This is a genomic window from Gemmatimonadaceae bacterium (genome assembly GCA_030647905.1).
GTDB lineage: Bacteria > Gemmatimonadota > Gemmatimonadetes > Gemmatimonadales > Gemmatimonadaceae > UBA4720.
Window position 1 is genome coordinate 535,807 of record JAUSJA010000026.1, and the last position, 21,535, is coordinate 557,341.

The window sequence follows — 21,535 nt, forward strand, 5'->3', positions numbered from 1 at the left end:
CGGACGCGCTCTTAAGCCGTCCGTCGAAACCTGGCGATTACCGTCCCGAGGACGAGCGACAAGTCCTTTGGAATGTCGAACGAGCGAGAACGCGGGTTAAGCGAGGTAAGCTTCAATCGCGAGTTCGTGATCTCCTTCACGCGTTTTACGACGTAGCCCTCATCCGGGCGGCGCGCAACGATAATGTCGTTTATCGTTACCCTCGCTCCAAGCTTCACGACGATGACGTCGCCGTTTTCCAGAAAAGGAGACATGCTTGCTCCCGAAACGTGCAACGCGACGTGCCCCGCAGCAGAATTCCCAAGCGGAAACTCGATCCATCTTTCTGCTTCCTCGTCGAGCAATTCCCGCCCTTCGCCTGCAGCGACTCGGCTGTCAATCAGCGGTACGCATTCGAGCGACGCGGCAATTGGAAACACTTCGCGTACGCGACCCACGACGGGAGCGGGGATGTCGTAGAGATGCATGACAGGCATCTCTTTCATTATACGCTCGGCGGCAAGACGCGCCTCGAGCTGCTCAGCAAAAGTCTGAGCATGTTTCTGAGTATCCCGCTTTTCTTCCACGGTCATCGCGCGCACAGTATCCCTGATGAGCCAGTCAACGAATCCCTCATGATCCAATCCCGTCGCATCAGAGCGTTGCGCAACCAGTTTCTCTATCGAGGGCTGTCTTGATTCAGAATCAGTCATTCTCCCTCCTCTGACTGTCCCAGCTCGGGGACATACTTCGCCAGTTCAGCTCGCTCTTTCTCATCGAGTCTCCTGGCATAGAGAGCTGCCGCGCGCTTCAACCTGTTGCGAAGACGGTGAATTCGAACTTTCGTCGTGGGTGCGGAAATGCCGAGCCAGTTTGCGATGTCGTGAGCAGGAACCCGATAGGATATCCAGGTGAGAACCGCACGATCGGGGTCGCCTAACGGAGCAAGGATCTCGTCGAGCATGGCCGTTAGAACCGCCGGTGCCGGTTCTCGTGCGTAAGAATCCGGTCCAGCGGCAGACCGCAAGGCATGCTCCGAGCAGCAACTGATGATTGCTTCCTCCGCGGAGCCCGCGAGCCTGCTCATTGCTTCACCCGACATCCAATCGCGAGACGAAAGGGTGGCTGTGGAGTCGGGCGCGGGTCTGGTCAAGAGTCGTCTGCATGACTGGCCACGCGCTGCGAACTCTCCTGCGATTCCAGCCATTGTCTCAACTTGCTCGCCCAGCTTTCGAGTCGAGCCGGTTTGGGGAGACGATGATGGTTGAGACGCCGCCTGATCGGTTCGCTCATTTCCGTTGCGAACCCAAGCTGCTCGGCCTCGGAGAGGAGTCTCGACACTTCGGCGGCGAGCCGCCGCGCATCGGCGAGCTTATAGGAACTTGCGATACCAGACCTCTCCCGAATTCTTTTCGCGCGGGCAACCTTGGCCATTTCTTCCGAGCTCGGACGAAAAGTTGATGCCGTGAATCCAAGATTCGCGAGCGCACGCCCGATCGCGGATGTCTCCGTATTCTCGAGACAAGCGTAAGTGTTGATCTGTCCGTCGTCCTCGCGTTCCGAGGCCCACCCAGTCGAGGAAGGAGCCGCATCCTCCGCCGTTCGGAAGACCTGGGACTTGAAGGTGATTTCTCCGTCTTCGCGCGACATCAGCTCAGTGAGAATTCGACCTGTCGGATGACGCTCGTAGAAGAGCGTTATACGGTCGGCGACCAGCGCATATCCGCCACTCCGGATCGAAAGCACCTTTGGCACGTTCACCTTCCAATGCGTCACAAGGAGGACCGAATAAACGCCGAAGCGACAGAATGTGACTTAGCGACCCTCTATTGGTAAGACGTAAACGGGTTACACGGTCAGGCGATGACCAAGCGGGTTGTCGTGACTCGTATCGCGGAGAGACGGTCCGTGCGATCGTGAACGACCACAGGATTACAGTGCTGGTTCCACACGCGCAGCCGCGGCGTGGGATCCGCGCAGGCGAAGCGACTGCTCACCTACACGTTCGCTGCTGATGTTCTGGAGAAGATCGAACTCGCGCCGCTGCGCGAAGCGCTGGAGGCGCAGGTCCTCGAGCGATTCATCGCATGACGAAGTAGTACACCGCCGCCGCGACCAGCAGCAGGAAAAGGAAGCGCGTCGGTACGGCGCTCTTCCTCTTTTCCGACGGTGCCTGAGAGGCGCCGAGGATCGGGTTGGTGATCGTGCTGCGCTTCGTCATTGCATCGGGATCGTGCCCGAGCGGGCTGGCGGTATCCACGACCGACACACCGAGTGGCAGGCGTCCACGGCGGAAGGTCAGCTCCGCCGACCCGATCTCGATGCGGTCGCCGTCGGTGAGCTTCGTCGGTACCGTCGCCGGGACCCCGTTGAGTCGTGTCCCCGTCGCTCCCGTGGGATGGAGAATGAAATCATCACCTTCGGGGCGCACCTCCGCGTGAGAGCGGGACACCGCCGGCTCACGCACGACGATGTTGCTGCCCGCGTCGCGGCCGATGGTGAATGCGCCATCAGACAGTGGGTAGGCCCGGCGCTCGAACTCGTACACGAGGTACGGCGCCTCGCTCATTGAATCGTTTGTCATCCTATCCATGGAAACCGGTTGTAGCGAAATTGCCAGCGTGGTGAAGATGCATCATTCGAACCCTGACTCCGAGGAATTTAATGGCTACGAAACTCGACAAGGTCCTCAAGCGGGAGATCGAGATCGACGGGCAGGCCTACATCGCCGCGATCTCGCCTGACGGGATCAAGGTCACGAAAAAGGGTTTCCGGAAGGGCAACGAGATCTCATGGCGCTCGATCATCAGTGGAGATGCGCAGCTCAACGAGGATCTGAACAGTTCCGTGGAAGCGACTGATACCGGAGTATAGTCGAAGATCGGAATCAGCATTGAACTGGATCGGTGGCTCAATGCTCCCGGGCTGACGATGCCGCCGGAGCTCGGCGCGCGTCGTTGATATGTGGCCGCTGCTCATACTGTCACCATGTTGAGACAATAATTGTCATCGGCAGAGGACAAGAAAAGGGTGCGATCGCGATTCCAAGGGGGAAACTGCAATGGCTCGGCCGTTGCACTCCGGGGTATCAGTTTCTGCGGCCCGAATGCCAGACCGGCAACGGGTGACTGCCCGGGCAGGACACGGAGGACAAGGTGCGAACGATAGTCAGGCTGGCTGGTATCGCCGGAGCATTGACGCTGGCGGCGTGCAGTGGGAAAGATGCGGCGATGAATGCCGATCTGAAGAAGGATCTCGAAATGGCGTCGCGCTCCGACGCGATCTCGCTTCCGACGTCGCAGCCAGCGGCGCAGGTCGTATCGGCTATCGAGCGCACGACTCCGCCGGCACCCCGTCGGATGGCTCCGTCGCAGAGGGTGGCGAAGCATCGGGCGGCTCCGCGCGGAACACCGGCGCCCGTCGAGGTCGAGCAGGCCGATGTGAGCGAGGACGTGCAGCAGACGCTGGTGGAACCATCCCCGGCGCCAGTCGAAGTGGCTCCGCTGCCGAGCCCGCGTCCGCGGCCCGTCGCGTCGAGCGGCGCTGGATCGGGTGACGGCAGCATCGGCCGTGGCAGAGGCGACCAGGGCATCGGCATAGGCACGATTATCGGCGTCATCCTTCGCGGTGGAGTTGTGGACGGCGACCAATGCGATCCGCGCACCGACGGCAGGCGCGGCGGCATTCACACGGCAGTCAACAATCGCATCCCTGTGATCGGGACGTTTCCCGGCAGCGGCCGCATTGGCGGCGGCTTGCCGCGCGGGCGGACGCGCTTCTAGATCTATACTTCACGCGGCGCCGCGGTAATTCACCACTGTGGCGCCGCGTGTTTCGTCATACCGTATCCAACATGAAAAGACATCTCGCACCTTCTTTCGCCCTGCTTCTCGCCGTCGCCGCGCTCGCCGCGTGCAGCGATCGCAAGAGCAACGACGACGTTCTCGCACAGGATACGAGTCTCACGCGCGATCTCGCTCTCGCGAACGAGGACACGGCATCGCGTCCGCAGCTTCAGGACGTGCCGGTGAGCCCGGAGCCGGCTCCCGTCGTCAGCGAGCTCGCGCCCGCGCCGCGTGTCGCGAGAAGAGCAGCAGCGCCAACGCGGACTGTACCGCGCCGTACGACTCCAAGGCCTGCACCGGCTGCTGCAGCGCCAGCCGAGCGTGTCACCGAGAGCGGCAACACCGAGAGGGTCAGCGAGCGCGGCTCTGAGCGACCGCTCGGCGTAGTCTCGGCGGGATCCGAGATTGCCCTCTCTGCCGGCCAGAGGATCTGCACGAACACGAATGCAGTCGGCGACAGGTTCACGGCGCAGATCGCCGATCCCGTGATGGGTGCGAACGGCACCGTGATTCCAGTCGGTGCAACGGCGACCGTATCCATCTCTTCGCTTCACAAGAGCAAGCGCGCGGGCGACAACATCGAGATCGGGCTGCGCGTCGAATCGATCACCTTCCAGGGCAAGACATACCCCGTGAGATCGGAAGTCACCTACGCGCAGGTGGACAAGGTGCGCGCGTCGTCGCGCGGTGATGACACCCGCAAGGTCGTCACCGGCGCGGCGATCGGCGCGGTGCTCGGCCAGATACTCGGCCGCAAGACGAAGTCCACCGTGATCGGCGCGGCGACAGGCGCGGCGGCAGGAGCGGTGGTCGCGAGCCGCAATGCGAACTACGACGGATGCGTGCCGAGCGGCGGCAGGATCACCATCCGGCTTACCGAGCCGCTAACGATTCAGGCGACCGGGTAAATTTGCCGTCGCCTCGAGCAATTGACTCGAGGCGACGCGATCGTCAGGGAGCCTTTTCGTTGACTGTCGGATAGGGCGCGGCGGGATAGGAACCGATCTTCGCGAGGGTGTATTCGCTCGCCCAGAAATCGGGCGGACCGTCGCTGTCCTTGAGAAGCACGGAGTGGCATTGGGCACTAAGGCACACGGCCCGATCTTGAATTCCATCTCGGGGCCGGTCGCTCCCGCAAGCCATCCCTTCGCCGCGGGATCGGATCAGCCGCCATGGCATCCACCACAGTCGTGCTCGATTACCATCTGTCGCCCGCGAAGGATCTGCTCCCGCGTTGCCTGATTCTTCGAGGCATTCGACGTCGGTGTCGCCGTCGCCTGTCCTACGCAACCCGCCACAGTGACGGCAATGAGTGATGAAACACCGGCGAGCCGTGCTCTGCTTAACCATCGCATCATGTTCGTCTCCTTGTTATTTGACTTCGAGAACGCCCATCATCCCATGATCCTCGTGATCAAGGATGTGGCAGTGGAACATCCACTTCCCCGGGTAATCGGCGTAGTGCACGATGAATCGGACAGTGGTGTGCCTGGGCACGTTCACGGTGTCCTTCCACGTCCGCTGCGATACGGGCACTCCGTCGCGGTCCAGCACCTGAAATTGAAATCCATGCAGATGGAACGGGTGGTCCATGCCGACGACGTTTTCGATCTGCCAGATCTCCGTCGCGCCGAGCGGTGCGGTAACGTCCATGCGGTTCATGTCGTGCGTCCTGCCATTGATGAGGCCCTGGCTGAGTACCATCAAGCGGGTCGCCGTCACCTTCGTCGTGTCAAGAACTGGAATCGCGCGGAGCACTTCGGGCAGCTTCACCGGGGTGACCGGCTTCCGGGACGTGTACTGCAGCGTGAGCAGATCGCGCGGCTTGTCCCAGTCGGCTGGCCGCGTCTGCGGTACGTAGCGGTCATACGGAAGTGTCTGCAGCACTGTGCGCTCGCCCGGCCGGCCAGTGCCTCGCACCAGGAGCTCGACGCGTTCGCTGTTGGCGACGAGGATGTCCTTGACCTCGACCGAATGCTCGAACAGCCCGCCATCGTCGCCGATGTGAAGGAACGTATGGCCCGGGATCGCGAGCCGGTAAACGCGGGCGGCCGACGCATTGATGATTCGCCATCGCTGCACCTCGCCGCTTCGGATGCTGATTGTCGGCATCACCTGCCCGTTCACGAAGAGCACGTTGCCTTCGCGTCCGTTCTCCTCGTCAATTTCGCCCGCTAATGATTCCGGATCGGGCAGGTCGATAGATCCGTCGGGGAGGAATTGATTGTCGGAGAGAATCAGGAGGTTGTCGGTCACACCGGCAGGAACTGGATCTACAGGCGGCCGGACGATGATCCCTCCGAACAGACCTTTCGCGATCTGCCGTCAGATGTGACCGGGATGTGCAGGCCGTGCCAGTGAATCGTCGTCATTTCCGGCAGGCGGTTCCGGAAGTGAACGATGACGCGATCGCCTTCGTGCACGTCGAGTGTCGGTCCGGGGACCCTGCCGTTATAGGCATACGCGGGTGTCGTTCCACCCGGCACGATCGACAACCGCGTCGGCTCGGCGGTAATGGTTACTTCTACGGTGTGAGGAACTCTGGAGACGTTGACGAGGACGGGGGGCCCGGGGACGACGGCAACGGATGAAAATGGAGAGACACAATATCAGCGGGGGGGCGTTTCGCGGAAGGAGGATTAATGTCAGAGGATGCGGCGACGCTTCTGGCAGCGGGTTTATCTCCCCGGTTCGGCGGTCAGCCTTCCGCCTCGCACGGTTGCGCCCAGTATTAGCGCTTTCACGCGACGCCTTAACCCGACAGCCGTTGCAGCAGGAGCTTGCGAATGCGCTGCTCGAGCTCGCCGGTCGAGACACACCGAACGGCGCCAGTGCTCGTGCCTTCCACCGATGTCGCAGAGCCTGACACTTCAGTCGTGAGACGGGTGCGGTCGGCGGCCTCAGGCTGCACCGTCGTCGTGATCGAGAGACGAGTCCGATACGCTCCGCTTGCCGAAGGGCCGGCGCCCTGGTTGCCGCAACGCACGAGCTCGGCGGTGCGCTTGCCGGCAAGACGACTCTGCGTATAGCTCCTGATGCCGAAAGTGCGAGTACTGGCGTCGAGGACATCACCCGCGATCTCGAGCTCTTGATAAACCTCCGGCAACAGGGCCCACACCCGATCGGGCGAAGCCGCGACGATGGCGGTGGTTCCTCCCGATTCCTCGTTCAGTCGCACGAAGTTGCCGGTCTCCGTCTCGGTGATGCTGGCGGGCCCTGTGTTTCGTGCGGGAGCAGGAGCCGAACTCGCGGAGGCGCAGGAAATCGTCGCCAGTGCCAGCAGTATCGCTTTCATCGATCGGTTCTCCCGGGTTGAAGTGCATGCAACGGGTCGCGCGTCGGCACAAACTCGATCGGCACGTCCTTCATGAATGTCGCAAGCCAGCGTGCACACTCCTCCATGCCCGCTTCCTCAGAAGGTATATGGCCGATGACGATCAGTCCTTTCTTCTTGCCGACCGTTACCGCATCCACGGCCAGCTGGACCGCCTGCCGCTTGAGACGCTACGCTGAACGGATGCCTGGTCAAGGAGCGGCACAGCCCCTCCCGTGCCAGGCCTATTGCGGCCAGAGCCAGCCGAACGCGCCAGCTGTGAGCAGCGCGTATATGAGTCCGTCCACGGTCGCCTTGATCGTCGTGCTCCATGAGCGACGGTACCAGATGGACATCTGCCACAGCGCGACCGAGTGGCCGATGAATGCCGTCGCGGCTGCGAAGCGGAAGACCTGCATGTATTCCGTGCCGGCGGGAAGCGCGCGCCCGCTGATGTATCCGGCGAAGACCCCAACTGCGAGGAGATACGCGAACCACATGCTGAGGTTGCGCCCCATGGACCAGGGGCCGTTGGGGATGACTGTCAACACCATGTTCGGCCCTTCAGCCATCTTCGCCGCGAATTCCGCGGACTTCATCTCTTCCATGCTTGCCGCGTGGGGCAGCATGTAGTCGCCCGGCGGAATTGCGAAGGGCCGCAGCGCCTGCCTCACTTCATCCTGGTGCGGCACCGCCAGATAGTCCGACTTGTGCCACGGGGAGGCCATGTGGATGATCGAGCTCACGATGAACACGATCACGGCTGACAGCAGTATCGGGAGCCAAAGCGAGGACAGTCCGACCATGACGACCTCCTGATTGGGATTGGGCTTCTCACTCCGCCGTCCGGCAACCGGCGAGACGACGGCACTCATAAATGTGTATGGAAATCATCTTTCGCGACAGTTTCGTAGTCAAATCGCGCGAGCACGGGCTCGATTGACCCTTCGCCGCGGTGGCGGTATACTCGGCCGCTGTTCTTCCTGGTAACACATCTTCGTCTCATCATTGCCCGCCCATGACTTTCGCCGGTGTTGATCTTGGCGGGACCAAGCTTGCCGCCGCGGCCTTCACGGATGACGGCGAGTTGCTGCATCGCGAGAGCATCGCGCTCGCGGGACGCGACGGCGCCGATGTCGGAGCCCTGATCGCTGAGCGCATCAATGCACTGTGCGCGGACTACGACTGTGAGGCTGCGGGCGTGTGTGTGCCGGGTATTTACCGTTCCGCGTCAGGCACCGTCTGGGCGCCCAACATTCCCGGCTGGGATGACTACCCGCTTCTCGACGAGCTGCGCGCAGCCGTTGCCCCGGGCGTGGGCGTCACGATCGACAGCGATCGGGCCGCATGCATACTCGGCGAGACATGGCAGGGCGTGGCGCGCGGCGCTCGCGACGCGATTTTTCTCACGGTAGGCACCGGCATCGGGGCGGGCATTCTCTCCGCCGGTCGTGTGCTTCGCGGTCACGGGGATATCGCCGGCGCGATCGGCTGGCTGGGCCTCGATCGCCCTTTTGCGCAGCGCTACGTGCAGCACGGCTGTTTCGAAGACCAGGCGTCGGGCCCGGGTCTCGTGCGCGTCGCGCGTGATCTCATGCACAGCGATCCGGACTACGGCGGCGAGCTTCGCGAGCGTGGCGATGATCTCGATTCCGGAGATGTCTTCGCCGCACATGATCGTGGCGATCCGATCGCCGTGAGAGTGATGGACAATGCGATCGAGTTGTGGGGCATGGCCGCGGCGAATCTCGTGAGTCTCTTCAATCCACAGATGATAGTGTTCGGCGGTGGAATCTTCGGCCCTGCCTCGAAGTTTCTCGCCCGCATTGACGACGAAGCGCGACGCTGGGCGCAGCCCATTGCCATCGAGCAAGTGAGATTCGTCGTCAGCGAGCTCGGCAGCGACGCGGCTCTCTACGGCGCCGGCCGGCTCGCGATGACATCGGAGGCATGACATGACCACAAGCTCGCGCCGCTCTCTTTTTGCATGCGCATGCCTCGGAATGCTGACGTTCGGCATCGTCCTGACGACGCTCGGGGCGGTGCTGCCGTCCATCATCGAGCGTTTTGGGATAGACAAGACCCAGGCGGGCGCGCTTTTCCTGCTCATGACTTTCGGCATACTCGCCGGGTCGCTTGTGTTCGGGCCGATGGTGGATCGCTACGGCTACAAGGGAATGCTTCTCCTGGCTGCCACCCTCATTGTGGCAGGGCTCGAGGGAATCGCCTTCGCGCCTTCGATGGGAATCCTGCGCGGCGCCATCGCGTGCATCGGATTTGGCGGCGGAATCATCAACGGCGGCGCGAACGCGCTCGTTGCCGACATCAGCAGTGAGGAGAAAGGAGCGAACCTGAATCTGCTCGGCGTGTTCTTCGGCATTGGAGCCGTGGGAGTGCCGTTCGTGCTCGCGACCATGATGAGCAGATTTTCGCATGCGGCGTTGATCGCGGGAGTGGGAGCACTCGTGATAGCGCCTATTGTCTTCATTGCCGTCACGCCATTTCCCGCACCGAAGCAGCCGCAGGGATTCCCGATCGCCGCGGCGGGGCGCCTCTTTCGCGATCCGCTGCTGCTCCTGATGGGATTCATGCTCTTTCTTGAGAGCGGAATGGAGATCACGGTCGGCGGCTGGACGTCCACGTTCGTCAAGGAAGAGCTGGCGGTGGCCGAGCGAAGCGCGCTCATCCTGCTTTCTCTATACTGGATGGGGATGATGCTCGCGCGCCTCGCGCTTGGCTCCATCCTCCGGCGCGGGTCGCCATATCGTGTTCTCTATTCCTGTATTTCGATCGCGCTCGCGGGTGCGGTGATCCTGCTGACGACGAAGAGCGTTCCATTCGCCGCACTGGGAGTGTTCCTCATGGGCGTTGGCTTCGCCGCGACGTTTCCGACAGTGCTCGGTTTCGTCGGAGATCGCTACGCGGCGCTTTCCGGCACTGCCTTCAGTCTTGCGATCGCGATGGCGCTCTGCGGTGGAATGCTGCTTCCGTACGCTGCCGGCGCGCTCGGCGAGAGATACGGCATGCGGGGGTCGTTCGTGATCGTCCCGGTCGCGCTCGTCCTGCTGGCGGGACTGCTCGGAATCCTGTCGCGCCGCTTGCGCACTTCTTCGCCGTAATGTTGATCTCCGTCACTTCATCGGGTTTCACGAATGCTCAGTAAGCGCTGGCTATCCGCGACACGCATGATTCTGGACGACATCGAGAATTCGCAGCTCCCGGCGATTCAGCAGGCGGCTACGCTCATGGCCGACTCGATTGGCGCTGAGCGATGGGTGCATACTTTCGGGTGCGGTCACGCGACGATTCCGGTGGAGGAGATGTATCCCCGCATCGGAGGGTTCGTCGGATTCCACCCCATGGTCGAGCTCCCGCTCACGTTCTTTACCCGCATCACCGGCGAGATGGGGATTCACCAGTTTCTCTTTCTCGAGCGCGCCGAGGGATACGGGAACGCGATCATGAAGAGCTATTCGTTTGACGAGCGCGACACGATGTGGATCTTCTCGCACACGGGGATCAACAACGTGAACATAGACGTTGCGCTGAGAGCGAAGGAGCTGGGAATGCGCATTGTTGCGACGGGATCGGCGGCACAGGCGTCGAAGTCGCGGCATCCATCCGGAAAGACGCTCTTCGAGATTGCCGACGTGGTGATAGACACGCGTGTGCCAGCGGGTGATTCGGCTGTGCCGCTCGTGAATCACACCGACAACGTCGGGCCGGTGTCCACGATGGCGTTTGTCGCCGTGGTATGGATGACGATCACCACCGTTGCGGAGATTCTCGCCGGGCGCGGGGTGAAGCTTTACATCCATCCATCGCACAACGTGCCCGGCGATACGACGGCTCACCAGCGCCTCGACGAAGCGCTGGGTGAGTACAAGCGGCGGATAGCCGGAGTGTGACCCGCGACTACCAGTCCGTCGGCCGGTAGTCCTTGAGGAATTTCCCCCAGACGTGCTCGCCGGTGTTGAATCCGGCGATGATCGGATCCACGATGCGTGCGGCGCCATCCACGATGTCGAGCGGCGGATGGAACCGGTGCTCGGCCGTCTTCCGCGCCGCGATCTCGACCGGATCCTCATCGGTTACCCAGCCGGTATCCACGCTGTTCATGTGGATGCCGTCGGCGCGGTAATCCGCGGCTGAGGTTCGCGTCATCATGTTGAGCGCGGCCTTCGCCATGTTCGTGTGCGGATGGCGTGTGGTCTTGAACCTCCGGTAGAACTGGCCTTCCACGGCCGAGACGTTGACGATGTGCTTGTCGCGTCCCGGGGTGCGCAGCATGAGCGGCTTGAGCCGGGCGTTGATGATGAACGGTGCGACGGCATTCACGAGGTGCACCTCGAGCAGCTCGACCGACGGAACTTCGGCCATCGTCAGACGCCACGAGTTGCGATCGCGAAGGTCTATCTGCTGAAGGTCCTGGTCGAGGCGACCTTCCGGGAAAAGAGCCTTCTGGGCGGCGAGCTCCTCCGGCAGAAGGGGAACCTGCGAGAGCTCCGCCGAGCGCGTAAGCCCGGCAACTTCAGATATGCGTCTGTCCAGAGCGACCGGAGCGGCGCTTCCCTCGGGCAGCATGTGATAACCGCGGAGTCCTTCGTACGTACCGAGGAGTGCACGGACCTTCTCCGGAATGTCGCCGAGCGACGCCGTTTCGCCGGCCATCATGTGCTCGTAGAAATCGGGAGGGCGGCGAACCGTCTGGCAGGCGTTGTTGATGATGAAGTCGAGCCGGTCGCGGGTGGAGAGCAGCTCGCGGCAGAACGCCTCCACGCTCGGTGTGTGGCGGAGGTCCAGTCCGAAAATCTCGAGACGATCACCCCATTCATCGAAGTCCAGCTCCTGCGCGTAGCGGGCGGCGGAATCGCGAGGAAACCGCGTGGTGACGATGAGCTGCGCGCCGGCGCGGAGGAGCTTGATGCCTGCCTGATAGCCGATCTTCACGCGTCCGCCGGTGAGCAGCGCGACCCGGCCGGTCAGGTCGGCAAGCTCGCCGCGCTTGGCGAAGTTCACCTCGGCGCATGGAGGGCAGAGCTGGTCGTAGAAGTGATGCAGCTCCGAGAAATCCTTCTTGCAGATGTAGCAGTTCTGCGTCTCGAGCTGTTCGCCGATCTCCTCATCGCTGTTGACATCGCGCGGCTCGAATCCGGAAGGCGGGAAATAGTTCGGGGTCGTGAAGACGGACTGGCGGTGCAGCTTCCGGATTCCCGTCGCAGCGAGAGCGCTTTCGGCTCGCTGCACTTTTTCCGCTTTGCGCTGGCGCTTGGTGACTTTCAGGAGACGCCGGCGATCGATCGCGTCTGGCCGGGAGACCTGGCCCGCTGCCTGGAGGAGGCGTGTGCGGTCCTGGCGCGGTATGCGCGAGAGAAGCGCGCGGTCTTCGGCGATCGATTCGAGGAGCTCTGTAGCCGCCTGCACGCTCGCTTCGAGCGTGGCAGTACGGACTGGCGGAGCGATCGTGGCGGTACGTGAAGTGGTCGGCATGGCACTGGTAAATCTAGAAGGGAGGGGGTCGATGCCGACTCTTTCGTTGACCCCGGGCCCCTCCGGCAGTTAATGTCTGCCGGTCATGACTGCCGTCCGCGAGCTGCTCCCGTTCATTGCCCCTGACCGACGACGCCTCAAGATCGCGTTCGTGGGCACGCACGGCGTGGGCAAAACCACCCTCTGCTTCGACCTCGCATCGCAGCTCAAGCGTCTCGACCTCGGCGTGGATCTGGTGAAGGAGGTCGCGCGGCGCTGCCCGCTGCCGATCAACGAAGAGACGACGGCAGACGCACAGGCGTGGATACTTCATACGCAGATCGCCGAGGAGATCGCGGCCGCGGCAACGTATGAGGTGGTCGTCTGCGACCGGTCCGTGCTCGACAACTATGCTTACCTCGTCGCGCGGGCCGGACGGCAGTTGGAGCTCGACCCGCTTGTCGGAAGCTGGATCCGCACTTATGACGCGCTATTCAAGGTGCCGGTGCTCGCGGCACCATCGTTCGACGGTACGCGGGCGGTCAGTCGGAGTTTTCAACTGGAAATTGATGCCACCATTAACCAATTGGTGACTGCGTTCGGCGTGGACGTAGTACCGCTTGATCCATCCGATCGAGGCGGGTGGATCAGCGTGGTGATGCGCACGCTCGGCATGCCCGCCCGCCCGCCGCAGACAGATCTCTTCGGCGCGGGCGTAGCGAGCGTCTGAGGCGCGTCGCCAACCGCGGCGGGGATCTCAGACGGCGAAAGGAACGATCCGACGTAAGAGGCCCGCGCGTTTCTGGAGCAGGTAGGAGCCTGCCAGAAGCACGGCGAGCGAATTGGCCACCACGATGGACCACCAGGGCAGTACCGGCCGCATCGGGGTCGTCAGCAGGCCGACCGCGAGGATCGTGACAACGAACCCCGCGGCAATCGCAGAGAGCACCAGGAATCCCTGTGACGGATGTCGCTCGGCGTGGTCCACGAGGCCGGTCACGATAAGCCCGATCGCCAACGAGATCAGAAGGTGCAACCCGTTGTACCAGAAGATCGCTGTCGGGTCGAGCTGAGTCGGGAACTGCAGGATCGAGGGGTCGCGCAGTCCCTGGAAGACGGCCTTGCCCAGAAGATCCACTGTGTATAGGGTCCCGCGCGAAGCGAGCAGATCGAAGGCGCTGTAGAACACGGCCACGGACACGTAGGCGATGAGCCCCACCACCAGCCCATCTCGCGTCGTACGACTTGCGCGCACCATTGATGACCTCCGGAAAGCCTGCCTGTCAACACGCACGTGACCTGAATACATTGTAGCCGGTCGCGATTGCGCGCAAGAATTTCCTGGCGCAGCCGAGCCCACGTTTGAAATGCTCTTACCTCACGGGATCATGAAAAACTTCAGCCTGCTTCCAGTCGCGCTCGTTGCTTTTACTTCCTTCGCCTGCGCCCCAGCGGCGAGCACCGTCCCATCCCCCGCCGGGCAACCGGCTGTCGTCCGAGCTTCGGAAGCGCCGGTCCTGAGGCCGACAGGATACAGGCCGGAGTTCGGTACGATGTGGACGTTCGACGCGCCGCCCCTCGACTACTGGAGAAGCACCTACAACTTCTCCCCGGACAAGGCGTGGCTGGATCACGTTCGTCTCGCCGCGGTCAGGCTGCCCAACTGTTCCGCATCGTTCGTCTCCGCGAATGGACTGGTCATTACGAATCATCACTGCGTCCGCGGCTGCGCCTCGGCTGTCTCACCGCGTGATACCAACTACATCGAAACGGGATTCGTCGCGCGCGGAATGGGGGAAGAGAAGAAATGTCCGGGCTTCTATGTGGATCAGCTCGAGTCCATTGAAAACGTCACAGGTCGCGTGAGGGCCGGGATCACCGCGACGACCGCCGAAGCGCAGGCCCACCAGAGAACCGAGGTGACCGCGCAGATAGAGACGGAGTGCAACCGTCAGACAGGCCTCACCTGTCAGGTCGTATCTCTGTATCAGGGAGGGATGTACTCGCTGTACCGCTACAAGCGGTACGACGATCTTCGCCTCGTCTTCGCGCCCGAGGATCAGGTCGCTTCGTTCGGCGGCGACCCCGATAACTTCACCTATCCACGCTACGACCTGGACGCGGGAATACTGCGCGTCTATGTGAACGACCAGCCGCATAAGCCCGACAACTATCTTCGGTGGAGCACATCGGGCGCGGGCGACGGCGAGCCCGTCTTCGTTGTCGGCAATCCGGGATCGACGGGCCGGCTGAACACGATCGCGCAGATGCAGTTCCTGCGGGATTACCAGTACCCGGCGCAGCTTGCGGGATACGAGCGCACGCTGGCCATATACCGCGAGCTCGCGCGCACTGATCCTGCCGCGGCCCGCCGTTACGAGAACAACGTTTTCTCGCTGGAGAATTCGAGAAAGGCGGTGACTGGTTACAGGTCCGGCCTCACGGACTCGGTGTACATGGCTACGAAGGCCGCGTTCGAGCGCGAGTTCCGCGCGCGACTGGCGGCCGATTCGCGGTTGTCGGCTCAGTATTCCGGGACATACGACGCAATCGCCGCGGCGCAGCGAGAGCTTGCCAGCTTTGACGCCGTGCGTCGCAACAGAAGCTTCGGGCCGACGGTCCCCGCGGGGGGATCGAGACTTCTCAACATGGCGGGGCAGCTCGTCCGCCTTCCCGTTGAATCTGCGTTGCCCGATTCGGCGCGACTCGCGGCGTATCGCGGGAACCTCGCGAACACGATCCGTGCTTCACTGCTTCGAGACCAACCGATTGATTCCGCCTTCGAGAGACTGGCGATCGCCGCGCAGCTGAGGGCCGTCCAGGCCGAGCTGAGTGCCGACGATCCGTTCCTGCGAGCGACGCTCGCGGGCCGGACGCCGGAGCAGGCCGCTGCAGCTCTCGTCAGCGGCACCCATGTTGGCGATGTGGCATTCAGGCGCTCGCTCGTGGAAGGCGGCGCGGCCGCCGTCGCGGCAACGGACGATCCGATGATCGCCCTCGCTCGGCGGATAGATCCGCTCAACCGGGAAGTGCTGGCGCGTGCCGACCGGTTGAATGCGGTCATCACGTCGAATACGGAGAAGGTCGGCCGCGCGCTGTTCGAGACCTACGGCACGGCGCTGCCTCCGGACGCGACGTTCACTCTTCGCATCAGCGACGGAGTGGTAAAGGGCTACCCGATGAACGGCACCATCGCCCCCTACAAGACGGTTTTCATGGGGATGTACTCGCGCTCGGCAGAATTCGATGGCAGGCCGCCATTCGATCTGCCCCGTCGCTGGACGGACCGGAAGGACCGACTCGATCTGACGACGCCTTTCAATTTCGTTTCCACCACGGACATCATCGGGGGCAACTCCGGCAGCCCGGTGATAAATCGCAATGGCGAGGTCGTCGGCCTCGCATTCGACGGGAACATCGAGGGAGTGGCCAACCGCTTTCTGTATCAGTCGGAAAAGCAGCGCACGGTGAGCGTGAGCTCACAGTCAATCGTCGAGGCGCTCAGGAAGGTGTATGACGCGGCGGCGCTGGCAACCGAGCTTCAGGGAAGGTGAGGTGACGCTGTTTCCGACTGACGTCGCATGAAGCTGCTCGTCGTACGCCACGCCGTGGCGATGGACAGGGAAGAGTTCGCAAAGACGGGGCAGTCCGACGACCTGCGGCCTCTCACGGCTGACGGCGCGCGCAAGATGAAGCGAGCGGCCAAGAGGCTGCGCGCAGAAGTCGAGACGCTGGATCTGCTGGTGACAAGTCCCCTTGTGCGCGCCGTTCAGACAGCAGACATCGTTGCCAATGCGTACGGGACCGGCGTTGCCGGAACCACGACGTCGCTATTGCCTGACGCTCCGCTGGAAGAATTCGAGAAGTCCTGCTCCGGGCTTCGCGGGAAGGAGATCCTTGCCGTTGTCGGGCATGAGCCGCACCTCAGCCGCCTGGTTACCTGGCTTCTGACGGGGCGGCGGGAGTCGCGGCTTCGCCTCAGGAAGGGCGGGGCGTGTCTGCTGGAGTTCGAATCGCGAGTACGCCGGGATTCGGGAACGCTGATCTGGCTGCTCACGCCACGTCAACTGGCTACGAGGTCACGATAGTCGTCGTCGAGCGAGCAAGTGTGCGTGGTTGCGCAGCGCTTTCCATATGTGGAGACGTCGCCTCAGGCGTAAAGCTCGGCGCGGGAGAGCGGAACGCCCGCACGCCCGTTGTCGGGCTTCGAAAAGAGGGTCTGGTTGACGCTGATTCGGCCTGTCCTGAACCGATGGGCAGACGCGGCGAAGTAGAGGCGCCATGCTCGCCATGTGGGACGCCCGACGAGCCGCACGGCGTCGCTCTCGTGGTCCTCGAGGCGGCGGATCCAGTGCTGTAGCGTCAGGTCGTAATGCTCCCGCACGTTCTCGACATCGCGAACCTCAAATCCCGCCCGCTCCGCGGCGAGATTGACCTCGCTTAGCGCGATGAGCTCGGAATCGGGGAACACGTACTTCGTCATCGGCGACGTTCCAACTATGAGATGATTGAGCGGATCCTTGAGCATTGAGCCGACGGTTCTCTTCGGTGCGGTCGCTTCGCGGGAGATTCCATGGTTGAGGAAGAGGCCGCCCGGCCGCAGCGCACTGCGGATGCGGCGAAAATACTCCGGCAGCCGCGCCCGGCCGACATGCTCGAACATGCCGATGCTCGCAATCTTGTCGAAAATCTCTCCCGACATGTTGCGGTAGTCGAGCAGGCGGATCTCGATGCTCCCCTTGAGTCCCGCGGTCGCGACCCGTGCGGAGGCGAGCTCGTACTGCCGCTCGCTCAGCGTGATGCCCACACCGGTGATGTCGTAATGCTCGGCGGCGTAAATGAGGAGGCCGCCCCACCCGCAGCCGACGTCGAGCATGTGATCACCGGCGCGAAGCCGGAGCTTCCGGCAGATCTGCTCCAGCTTGTACTCCTGTGCCGCCGCCAGATCCTCGTCGCAATTCCGGAAGTACGCGCAGGAATAGATCATGCGCGGATCGAGAAAGAGCTGGAAGAACTCGTTCCCCAGATCGTAATGGTAGACCACTGCGGCGCGGTCACGCTCCCGCGTGTGCTTCGCTCCTGAAAGATGAGCCGCCGCCAGGGTCCTCGTGTGTGAGGCGCCATTGCTTCGCGGGAGCGCGCGCCAGAGACGGATCAGTGCCGCAAGATCGCGGGGAGCACGCGCGGCGGTGCGGCAAGCCTCCACGACGGGAAACGCGCTGCAGATGTCGCCTTCTATCTCCAGGTCACCGTTCAGAAAGGCTTCGCCGAGGGAAGCCTCTACCGGCGGACGGAACATGTTTCGGAGGGCGTCGGGAGAGGCGATCACCAGGGTGAACGCCGCCGTTCCGTCCGCGGGAAGAAGTGTATCAGCCCCCGTGCGGACGTCGAAGCCGCGGGGGGCGGGGAAGAGCCGTTCGAGGAACGCGTGCGGGGCTGACATGCTGCCTCCGTCAAACGCTTTAGCGGTGAGTGGATTACTGCCTGCGTCCTCGAACGTGCGCATCATTCGTACCGCCTGCCCGCAGACAACGATAGTGAGCTTGTGGGAATCATCGCTCGACCAGGATCCACCGCAGGCCGCCAAATCGACGTCGAGCTTCTGCGAGGAGTTTCGCCATCTTGTAGTGGTCAATAAACAGGTCAGAGGGTGCAGTGACTGAGAAAGACGTCGAGTTCGACCTTTTAGTGATAGGCGCGGGACCGTGCGGGCTTGCGTCGGCGATATCCGCGCAGCGTGCTGGATTCGATGCAGTTGTGGTTGAAGCGCAGGTGGTGGTAAGCACCATCGCACAATACCCGACCTATGCGCGGTTTTTCTCGACCGCGGAAAAGCTCTCGCTTGGAGGAGTACCCTTTGTCGTCGCGACGGAGAAGCCATCACGTCGAGATGCGCTGGCGTACTATCGAGCGGTCATTCGGCACTTCGGCCCAACATTCGACAAGAAGATCAAGCCGTGGGTGCTGCCCGATTTCGTGAATCGAACGAAGGAGGGAGAAATCGCCGTGCGGTGGGACAGCCGGGTCAGTGCCATCGAGAGCGACAGCGTGCTCATAACGGGGCCATCGGGAGAGGAGCGGTTGCCGGCCACCTTCGTGTATGTGATGACGGGCTTTGCTCCGACGCTGGATCTGCTGCGCCAGGCCAAGGTCCCCATCGATGCGCAGACCGGCATTCCAGAGCACGATCCGGCAACGCTCGAGACATCGGTCCCGGGAATCTTCATCGCGGGCGTAGTCGTGGCAGGTTACGACGCGAACAAGGTCTTCATCGAGAACGGCCGATACCACGGCGAGAAGATCGTGGCGCGGCTGCTGGGACGAAACGCTCCAAGTGAACCAAAGCTCAGCGTGGAGCTGGATACGTAGGGCCCGTGGCCTGCGTTCTTTTCCAGTGCAACTATGCCCTCTCGCAGGTGCCACTATATTGAATGCAATGACAGGGGTGCCCGCCCTCCCGCCGAAATCCGACGGAAGCGCGAGCTGAGAAAGTCCCTCAGAACCTGATCCGGCTAGTACCGGCGTAGGGAGTCAACATGGAAGCACGCACGCAGATGCGATACGCGCGTCAGGGCGAGATCACTGACGCAATGCGCTTCGTCGCCGAGCGCGAAGAGATAACCCCCGAGACAGTCCGCGACGAAGTGGCGCGAGGCCGCCTCGTCATCCCCGCCAACATTCGCCACCTGGCCGGCGCGCTCGAGCCGATGTGCATCGGCAAAGTCGCCAGGGTGAAGATCAACGCCAACATCGGCAATTCGGCGGTCTCCTCCGACATCAACGGGGAGATTGAAAAGCTGAGCATGGCGGTCAAGTACGGCGCCGACACGGTGATGGACCTCTCGACCGGCGGCAACATAGATGCGATCCGGCAGGCGATCATAGATACGTCGCCGGTCCCGATCGGTACGGTCCCGATCTATCAGGCGGTGCAGCAGGAGAAGGAGCTCGAAGAACTCACCGCGCAGGACCTGCTCGACATGATCGAGCACCAGGCGAAACAGGGCGTGGACTACATGACGATTCACGCAGCGATTCTCATTGAGCACCTGCCGCTCGTCCACGGACGCACGACGGGAATCGTGAGCCGAGGCGGCTCGCTCCACGCCGTGTGGATGATGCATCACCGCAAGCAGAATCCACTTTACGAGCATTTCGAAGAAGTCCTCGAGATCCTCCGCTACTACGACGTCACGATCTCGATCGGCGACTCGCTGCGCCCGGGCTCACTCGCCGACGCGAGCGACAAGGCGCAATTCGCCGAGCTCGACACGATGGGCGAGCTGACGAAGCGTGCGTGGGAGTACGACGTTCAGGTGATGATCGAAGGACCCGGCCACGTTCCGATGGATCAGATCGAGATGAACGTGAAGCGCGCCAAGCAAGTCTGCCACGAGGCGCCGTTCTACACGCTCGGCCCCCTCGTCATAGACATCTCCCCGGGCTACGACCACATCTCGAGCGCGATCGGCGCCGCTCTCATCGGCTGGCACGGATCGGACATGCTCTGCTACGTCACGCCGAAGGAGCACCTCGGACTTCCCAATGCCAACGATGTGCGCGAGGGAGTGATCGCGTACAAGATCGCGGCGCATGCGGCAGACGTTGCGCGCGGGAGGAAGGGGGCGAGAGATCGCGACGACGCCCTGTCGCGTGCGAGATACGCATTCGACTGGAAGGAGCAATTCCGTCTCGCCCTCGATCCCGAGCGCGCGCAGGAATACCACGATGAGACGCTTCCCGCGGAGTACTTCAAGAGCGCCGAGTTCTGCGGAATGTGCGGGCCGAAATTCTGCTCGATGCACCACTCGCGCACCATCGAAGAGGGGATCGCGCAGCTGGCGCGCGAGCGCGAGGTGGCGGAGCAGGGGGAGCTCGCCGGCGTGTGAGTCGGGCGATCGGCCTCGCCATTGTTTCCGGTGTACGCAGGGGCGTGTCATTCGATGGCGCGCCCCTCGGCCGTTCAGTTGCTGGAGTGAGATGACTCGACGAATTCCATGTATCGTGGCCTTGCTGTTCGCCGCCGGATGCGCGACAGCGAGACAGCCAATCCCTTGGCCGCCGGTGAGTCCGTCCGTCACTCCCGCCGACGCCGCCTATTTCGCAACGCATCCGTTGATGGTCCCGGTGGCCGGAATCTCGCCGCGGGATCTGCGGGATTCGTTCAACGACGGGCGCGGCGACGGCCGGATTCATCGTGCGACCGACATCCTCGTACCGCGCGGAACGCCAGTCGTCGCCGCGATCTCCGGCGAAATCGTCCGCCTGAGACAGAATTCCTCGGGCGGAATCACGGCTTACCTCGTGGATGATGAGAGACGCTATGTGTACTATTACGCACATCTCGATCACTACTCGGATCGCGTCACGGAAGGGCTCAAGGTTGACCAGGGCTTCGTGATCGGATACGTCGGCACGAGCGGCAACGCTCCACCCGACACGCCGCACCTTCATTTCCAGGCGATGCGGCTAAGGAACGGACAGCGCGACTGGTGGAACGGCGCGCCGGTGGACGTACGCTCATTCATGACCACGAAGGGGAAGATCCACGAATGATAGGCAGCGAGCGCGCCGCCCTGAGGGCGGAAGCGCATCACCTGACCGCGACGGTGCACGTTGGACAGCACGGCCTGACGCCCGCGCTCGTCACGTCACTGGACGACGCGCTCAGGACCCACGAGCTCGTCAAGGTGAAGCTGGGAAAAAGCGCGGAGCTCAAGGCAAAGGACGCCGCTGGCCAGCTCGCGAGCGCCACTCAGTCCGAGGTCGTCCAGGTGATCGGACGAACCGCGACTTTCTATCGGGAGAATCCGGATCTCGACAAGAAAAAGGGCGATCTTCCACCCTGGCGGCGATGAGTTGCGCCGTTCCTTCCTTGGAACGTTTTTGTTACAAAAGCTGATCGAGACGCTCCCGGATTTATGTTCAT

At 62.6% G+C, this 21,535-nt stretch carries 25 protein-coding genes and 1 riboswitch; of the genes, 14 read left to right on the forward strand and 11 right to left on the reverse strand.

What is annotated here, in order from left to right; genetic code table 11:
- Window positions 1-11: 11 nt before the first annotated feature.
- Window positions 12-692 (reverse strand): S24 family peptidase, encoded by a 681-nt coding sequence (locus tag Q7S20_08665; GenBank protein ID MDO8501904.1) that lies wholly within the window; start codon window positions 690-692, stop codon window positions 12-14.
- Between the two features lie 436 nt (window positions 693-1,128).
- Window positions 1,129-1,734 carry a hypothetical protein gene (locus Q7S20_08670; GenBank protein MDO8501905.1) on the reverse strand — a complete coding sequence of 202 codons (606 nt, stop codon included), beginning with the start codon at window positions 1,732-1,734 and terminating at the stop codon, window positions 1,129-1,131.
- A gap of 210 nt (window positions 1,735-1,944) precedes the next feature.
- Here Q7S20_08670 and Q7S20_08675 point away from each other — a divergent pair, with 210 nt between their 5' ends.
- Window positions 1,945-2,070, forward strand: coding sequence for a hypothetical protein (locus tag Q7S20_08675; GenBank protein ID MDO8501906.1), 126 nt, complete (start codon window positions 1,945-1,947; stop codon window positions 2,068-2,070).
- Here Q7S20_08675 and Q7S20_08680 read toward each other — a convergent pair.
- Window positions 2,060-2,563, reverse strand: coding sequence for an FHA domain-containing protein (locus Q7S20_08680; GenBank protein MDO8501907.1), 504 nt, complete (start codon window positions 2,561-2,563; stop codon window positions 2,060-2,062). The genes Q7S20_08675 and Q7S20_08680 overlap by 11 nt on opposite strands.
- An 80-nt stretch (window positions 2,564-2,643) precedes the next feature.
- Here Q7S20_08680 and Q7S20_08685 point away from each other — a divergent pair, with 80 nt between their 5' ends.
- The 3 genes from Q7S20_08685 (at window position 2,644) to Q7S20_08695 (ending at window position 4,732) form a co-directional block, all read left to right on the forward strand.
- Complete coding sequence (locus Q7S20_08685; protein MDO8501908.1) at window positions 2,644-2,853, forward strand: hypothetical protein; 210 nt, start codon at window positions 2,644-2,646, stop codon at window positions 2,851-2,853.
- A gap of 281 nt (window positions 2,854-3,134) precedes the next feature.
- A complete protein-coding gene (locus Q7S20_08690) occupies window positions 3,135-3,761 on the forward strand; it encodes a hypothetical protein (protein MDO8501909.1) in 627 nt (208 codons plus the stop codon).
- Window positions 3,762-3,832: 71 nt separating this feature from the next.
- Window positions 3,833-4,732: a YMGG-like glycine zipper-containing protein gene (locus Q7S20_08695; protein ID MDO8501910.1), complete on the forward strand. Its 900-nt coding sequence runs from the start codon at window positions 3,833-3,835 to the stop codon at window positions 4,730-4,732.
- A 255-nt stretch (window positions 4,733-4,987) separates the two neighbouring features.
- Here the strand turns inward: Q7S20_08695 and Q7S20_08700 are convergent, their stop codons facing one another.
- From Q7S20_08700 to Q7S20_08720, 5 genes are all read right to left on the reverse strand, one after another.
- On the reverse strand, window positions 4,988-5,182 hold the full coding sequence (locus Q7S20_08700) for a hypothetical protein (protein MDO8501911.1): 195 nt from the start codon (window positions 5,180-5,182) through the stop codon (window positions 4,988-4,990).
- Window positions 5,183-5,195: 13 nt separating this feature from the next.
- Entirely contained in the window at window positions 5,196-6,080 is an 885-nt protein-coding gene (locus Q7S20_08705) for a multicopper oxidase domain-containing protein (protein MDO8501912.1), read from the reverse strand.
- Window positions 6,081-6,097: 17 nt separating this feature from the next.
- Window positions 6,098-6,310: a multicopper oxidase domain-containing protein gene (locus Q7S20_08710; GenBank protein MDO8501913.1), complete on the reverse strand. Its 213-nt coding sequence runs from the start codon at window positions 6,308-6,310 to the stop codon at window positions 6,098-6,100.
- A 266-nt stretch (window positions 6,311-6,576) separates the two neighbouring features.
- Entirely contained in the window at window positions 6,577-7,119 is a 543-nt protein-coding gene (locus Q7S20_08715; protein ID MDO8501914.1) for a hypothetical protein, read from the reverse strand.
- Between the two features lie 263 nt (window positions 7,120-7,382).
- Entirely contained in the window at window positions 7,383-8,012 is a 630-nt protein-coding gene (locus Q7S20_08720; protein MDO8501915.1) for a hypothetical protein, read from the reverse strand.
- 143 nt (window positions 8,013-8,155) lie between these two features.
- On the opposite strand from Q7S20_08720, the gene Q7S20_08725 reads away from it, so the two are divergent.
- From Q7S20_08725 to Q7S20_08735, 3 genes are read left to right on the forward strand one after another with little or no spacing between them, the layout of a single operon-like run.
- Window positions 8,156-9,091 carry an ROK family protein gene (locus Q7S20_08725; protein ID MDO8501916.1) on the forward strand — a complete coding sequence of 312 codons (936 nt, stop codon included), beginning with the start codon at window positions 8,156-8,158 and terminating at the stop codon, window positions 9,089-9,091.
- Between the two features lies 1 nt (window position 9,092).
- Window positions 9,093-10,256 (forward strand): MFS transporter, encoded by a 1,164-nt coding sequence (locus tag Q7S20_08730; GenBank protein ID MDO8501917.1) that lies wholly within the window; start codon window positions 9,093-9,095, stop codon window positions 10,254-10,256.
- A 33-nt stretch (window positions 10,257-10,289) separates the two neighbouring features.
- A complete protein-coding gene (locus tag Q7S20_08735) occupies window positions 10,290-11,045 on the forward strand; it encodes a sugar isomerase domain-containing protein (protein ID MDO8501918.1) in 756 nt (251 codons plus the stop codon).
- A 7-nt stretch (window positions 11,046-11,052) separates the two neighbouring features.
- On the opposite strand, the gene Q7S20_08740 is transcribed toward Q7S20_08735, so the two are convergent.
- Entirely contained in the window at window positions 11,053-12,627 is a 1,575-nt protein-coding gene (locus Q7S20_08740) for an SDR family oxidoreductase (protein MDO8501919.1), read from the reverse strand.
- Between the two features lie 85 nt (window positions 12,628-12,712).
- Between Q7S20_08740 and Q7S20_08745 the strand changes: the two genes are divergently transcribed.
- Window positions 12,713-13,336 (forward strand): AAA family ATPase, encoded by a 624-nt coding sequence (locus Q7S20_08745; protein ID MDO8501920.1) that lies wholly within the window; start codon window positions 12,713-12,715, stop codon window positions 13,334-13,336.
- A gap of 27 nt (window positions 13,337-13,363) precedes the next feature.
- On the opposite strand, the gene Q7S20_08750 is transcribed toward Q7S20_08745, so the two are convergent.
- Entirely contained in the window at window positions 13,364-13,864 is a 501-nt protein-coding gene (locus Q7S20_08750; GenBank protein ID MDO8501921.1) for a hypothetical protein, read from the reverse strand.
- A gap of 130 nt (window positions 13,865-13,994) precedes the next feature.
- Between Q7S20_08750 and Q7S20_08755 the strand changes: the two genes are divergently transcribed.
- Window positions 13,995-16,160: a S46 family peptidase gene (locus Q7S20_08755; protein ID MDO8501922.1), complete on the forward strand. Its 2,166-nt coding sequence runs from the start codon at window positions 13,995-13,997 to the stop codon at window positions 16,158-16,160.
- Window positions 16,161-16,187: 27 nt separating this feature from the next.
- Window positions 16,188-16,694 carry a histidine phosphatase family protein gene (locus Q7S20_08760; GenBank protein ID MDO8501923.1) on the forward strand — a complete coding sequence of 169 codons (507 nt, stop codon included), beginning with the start codon at window positions 16,188-16,190 and terminating at the stop codon, window positions 16,692-16,694.
- Window positions 16,695-16,756: 62 nt separating this feature from the next.
- On the opposite strand, the gene Q7S20_08765 is transcribed toward Q7S20_08760, so the two are convergent.
- Window positions 16,757-18,049 carry a class I SAM-dependent methyltransferase gene (locus Q7S20_08765; GenBank protein ID MDO8501924.1) on the reverse strand — a complete coding sequence of 431 codons (1,293 nt, stop codon included), beginning with the start codon at window positions 18,047-18,049 and terminating at the stop codon, window positions 16,757-16,759.
- A 212-nt stretch (window positions 18,050-18,261) separates the two neighbouring features.
- On the opposite strand from Q7S20_08765, the gene Q7S20_08770 reads away from it, so the two are divergent.
- The 4 genes from Q7S20_08770 (at window position 18,262) to Q7S20_08785 (ending at window position 21,464) form a co-directional block, all read left to right on the forward strand.
- Complete coding sequence (locus tag Q7S20_08770) at window positions 18,262-18,975, forward strand: NAD(P)-binding domain-containing protein (protein ID MDO8501925.1); 714 nt, start codon at window positions 18,262-18,264, stop codon at window positions 18,973-18,975.
- Window positions 18,976-19,037: 62 nt separating this feature from the next.
- Window positions 19,038-19,153, forward strand: a riboswitch (TPP riboswitch).
- Window positions 19,143-20,495, forward strand: coding sequence for a phosphomethylpyrimidine synthase ThiC (thiC, locus tag Q7S20_08775; protein MDO8501926.1), 1,353 nt, complete (start codon window positions 19,143-19,145; stop codon window positions 20,493-20,495). Its footprint overlaps the riboswitch before it by 11 nt.
- Before the next feature lie 91 nt (window positions 20,496-20,586).
- Window positions 20,587-21,162, forward strand: a complete 576-nt coding sequence (locus Q7S20_08780; protein ID MDO8501927.1) for a M23 family metallopeptidase — start codon at window positions 20,587-20,589, stop codon at window positions 21,160-21,162.
- Entirely contained in the window at window positions 21,159-21,464 is a 306-nt protein-coding gene (locus Q7S20_08785) for a YhbY family RNA-binding protein (protein MDO8501928.1), read from the forward strand. The genes Q7S20_08780 and Q7S20_08785 overlap by 4 nt, the downstream gene beginning before the upstream one ends.
- The last annotated feature ends 71 nt before the right edge of the window (window positions 21,465-21,535 follow it).